Origin of the sequence: Odoribacter lunatus (assembly GCF_943193135.1) — a bacterium.
GTDB lineage: Bacteria > Bacteroidota > Bacteroidia > Bacteroidales > Marinifilaceae > Culturomica > Culturomica lunata.
Window position 1 is genome coordinate 1 of sequence record NZ_CALPCZ010000064.1, and the last position, 1,095, is coordinate 1,095.

The 1,095-nt window shown below is 49.3% G+C and carries 1 protein-coding gene; it reads right to left on the reverse strand.

Annotation, left to right across the window (positions count from 1 at the left end; genetic code table 11):
- Window positions 1-1,095, reverse strand: a 1,095-nt coding sequence (locus NFR61_RS11125; protein WP_251624190.1) for a hypothetical protein, incomplete at both ends; no start/stop codon positions are given.

A 1,095-nucleotide genomic window follows, 5' to 3' on the forward strand; every position in this document is an offset into this window, starting at 1 on the left:
GTTTATGGTCACAATATTGCTTGTGGCAACCCCCACTGCACAAACAGCCACCCGTTTGAATTGATACGTTACCGTAGACGTGCCGGTATTTGTTATGGGAGCATTTGCCAAAGATACTCCGTTAGCATTGTTAATCAATTCAAAACTTGAGCTTCCCGGCTTCTTCACGTACCAGGAATATTGAAACTTCAAATCCGGAAAATCGGGGCAGGAAGCAGCCTGCACATGGGTAATATCCGTCCCGCTCCAGCATCCCGTTGTCGGGGCACTTATTTTCCCGCCGTCAATATTGATGCCCGAAAGACCATATACCCCACGAAAGCCAACATCACCAAATCTTTTGTCTATCGAGGAAAAAGTCGTTCCTTGTGCATAGCTGCGGTCAGAAGTCTGTAACAGACTATTAGAGCTGGAATAGCCTCCACCCCTTACACCAAAAGCTGCTACAGCAGTTGGCCAGTAAGTGGTGGAAATATCTGTCGCCCCGTCGGCATTCAATTCTCCGTCACCGTGGGAATAAGTAACGTTGGTGGCAACAAATCCTTTGCCGGTGCTTGTGGCGACATAGCATAATTCATTTAAGTTCCCACTCATATCCATGACTCCCCAATTGGTGGCGCCCGCCTGGGTCTGGTTGGTAGAGGCTGTAGCGAACATCCCGCAGCGTACGGGACCACCAGTAACTCCTCCGCTATTTACGTTGTGGTCTTTATTGGTAGACTGTTCCCGTTCATCCCCCAAATAGAGCAGGTAGGAAAGTCCGTTTAGGGGATTAAGGTCACTATTAGTATTCCAGGCGTATTCTCCTTCTTCCGGAATCTGGGGATACGGGCGATGGCACGCCTTCTCATATTCCAATTCACTCATAGGGCGTAGTCCGCTCCAGTCGCAATACGCTAACATGTCATAGGGCGAAAGGAATCCACAGGCGATAGTCTGTCCGTCATCCTTAGAGAAAAGGTCATTGGCCGGGTTGAGATTATTGCCGAATACGGCGGGTACCCCTTCCTGCCTTTGTTCGATAAAGACAATACCATTCCGACGCGTAGGGGTGGCAATATCCCCGAAAACATAGTCTCCACGTTGCATATTGGC